Annotated in this window: 1 protein-coding gene and 1 pseudogene; both read left to right on the top strand. The window is 67.3% G+C overall.

All coding sequences use genetic code 11. The features are described from left to right. The coding region (locus ELR45_RS01475; RefSeq protein WP_205855674.1) for an SDR family NAD(P)-dependent oxidoreductase at positions 1 to 584 on the top strand (584 nt) is incomplete at its 5' end. A 21-nt stretch (positions 585 to 605) separates the two neighbouring features. Then, positions 606 to 899, top strand: a pseudogene (locus tag ELR45_RS34340) (hypothetical protein); the annotation flags it as partial.

Here is an 899-nt window from a genome sequence, read left to right as displayed (position 1 = left end):
TCTACGCGCAGGTCGAAGCGGCAGTGCGGCACGCTGTCGACACCTTCGGCAAGCTCGACGTCATCTTCAACAACGCCGGCATCGCCGGCGGGAAGCCGCTGCTGGATCACGACCCGGCCGTGGACTACGAGCCGATGATCGCCGTGGATCAGACCGGGGTCTATTACGGCATCCTCGCCGCGGGCCGCCAGTTCGTGCGTCAGGGCACGCCCGGAGTGATCATCAGCACATCATCGATCTACGGGGAACAGGCGGCTGAACTGGCCTTCACCTACAGTGCGGCGAAGGCTGCCGTCATCTCGTTCACCCGGTCGGCGGCGTACGAACTGGCCGAACACGGGATCCGGTGCGTGGCCATCACACCGGGGCGGGTCGGCACGCCGATCATCCAGCAGTTCGACCATGATCTGAAGGCCACCTTCGCGGCGGAGCAGCTGCGAGACAGGCTGACCGAGCCGGAGGAGATCGCCGACGTCGTGGCGTTCCTCGCCTCGGAGGAGGCGAACGCCATCAACGGCACGGTTGTGCACGTGGATGACGGCTACTCCGCGTTCAAGCAGCGGCTCGATCTCCCGGTCTTCTGAAGCGATGGGAGGGCGAACACGATGAGCACGACGACACCAGCACTGGCCTGCCACCTGAACGTGCTGGTGGCATGCCTGGAGGATCCGGGCCTGCCGGCCGCGCTGGACGTTCTGGCCGATACCGGGTACAGCCGCGTCGTCCTGCCGCCGGTTGATCCCGACGCGCTCGACGCCGAGAAGCTCGCCGCGATGTTCTCCGCGCGAGAGCTCACGCCGGTCGCGATCGCCGGGCAGTCTCCGGATGCCGACGTCTCCTCGCCAGACCCCTACGTCCGCGAAGCCGGCTCGGCGATGCTGCGGCGCATGGTCCGCCTC

This window comes from Phytoactinopolyspora endophytica (assembly GCF_004138495.1).
Classification (GTDB): Bacteria; Actinomycetota; Actinomycetes; order Jiangellales; family Jiangellaceae; genus Phytoactinopolyspora; species Phytoactinopolyspora endophytica.
The sequence above is the reverse complement of the archived record's forward strand: the minus strand, read 5'-3'. Positions and strand labels throughout refer to the sequence as shown.